Source organism: Vibrio sp. OPT46, from assembly GCF_015163535.1.
GTDB classification, from domain to species: domain Bacteria; phylum Pseudomonadota; class Gammaproteobacteria; order Enterobacterales; family Vibrionaceae; genus Vibrio; species Vibrio alginolyticus.
This window is the reverse complement of record NZ_JADDYG010000730.1, coordinates 62475-63745: the sequence shown is the minus strand read 5'-3', so window position 1 is coordinate 63745 and position 1271 is coordinate 62475. Positions and strand designations below refer to the sequence as shown.

Annotated in this window: 1 protein-coding gene; it reads right to left on the bottom strand. The window is 40.9% G+C overall.

Annotated elements, in window-relative coordinates:
- Window positions 1-841: homoserine O-acetyltransferase/O-succinyltransferase family protein (locus IQR33_RS26365; protein ID WP_193844194.1), on the bottom strand; the 841-nt coding region annotated here is incomplete at its 3' end.
- Between the last annotated feature and the right edge of the window lie 430 nt (window positions 842-1271).

Genomic DNA, 1271 nt, shown 5'->3' with positions numbered 1-1271 from the left:
CATGGCTTCTCCAGCTTGCAATTGGTGGGTTATCTGGGTTGTTGTTTGGGTAATAGTTGACAGGAATAGCGGGCTCCATACCTTCGCTTAAATCTCGGATATATTCATTATGTAAAGTGTGAGAATCATACTCAGGGTGTCCTGTGACAAAGACATTGCGCTTGTCTTTTGTGGTGGCCAAGTACACACCTGCGACATCCGATGTCGCTAAAATGTCTAAGTCAGTATGCTCTTCTAGAAAGTGAGGCGAAAAATCTGCGTAACGCGAGTGAGGAGCCAAAAACGTGTCATCAAATCCGCGTAAGATAGGGTGAAACTGATGATGGATTTGATGATGATAAACACCTGAAAGTTTTTCTTTACGCGTTTTTTTAGGTAGATTGTAGAGCAGCTTTAACCCTGCTTGCGCAGCCCAGCAAACATAAAGAGTGGATGTCACATGATCTTTTGCCCACTCCATGATGGTTTTGAGATGATCCCAATAAATGACATCTTCAAATTGCACCAAACCTAATGGAGCCCCAGTAATGATCATGCCATCGAAGTTTTTATCTCGCACCATTTCAAATTGGCGATAAAACGTGTCTAAATGTTCAGTTGGCGTATTTTTACTCGGGCGGTTATCAATGCGCAGTAATTCGACGTTAACCTGTAGTGGGCTGTTTGAGAGTAGACGCAGAAACTGAGTTTCAGTCTCTATTTTTTTTGGCATCAGATTAAGGATCAGCACTCTTAAAGGACGTATTTCCTGACTCGCTGCACGCGTTTCACTCATCACGAAGATGTTTTCTGTCCTTAATACATCGGTAGCTGGTAATTGATCTGGAATTCTAATTGGCACGACTTTCTCTCCCTAAGTATAGTCAATCTAGACGTCTATACTTCTAAAGCTAACTTAATTAAGTTTAGATGTCGATACGAAATCCGACTTTTCAATCTACTCTTTACATTATGGTAAACCGTACTCGGGGTTGTCACACAATTGTGACTAAAGCAGAGTTTCTGATGAGATAGGTTTGAAACGCAGTGTGTACTATTTGCTGGTAATTATGCGATCACGTTAATATGTGAAGGTGACTTCGTAGTAAGGAAGTCTCAAATTAATGAGCCATACTAAAAACAATCAGCTCACCATTTTGCATTAATGTGCATATTTGGAAACATCGTCAGTGGAGGACATTATGTTCGGTATTTTCAAGAGAAAGACAAAGATTCAGAGCATCGCTCAAGAAGTTCCTTGCGTGCTACTGCATTCGTTTGGTGATAAAGAC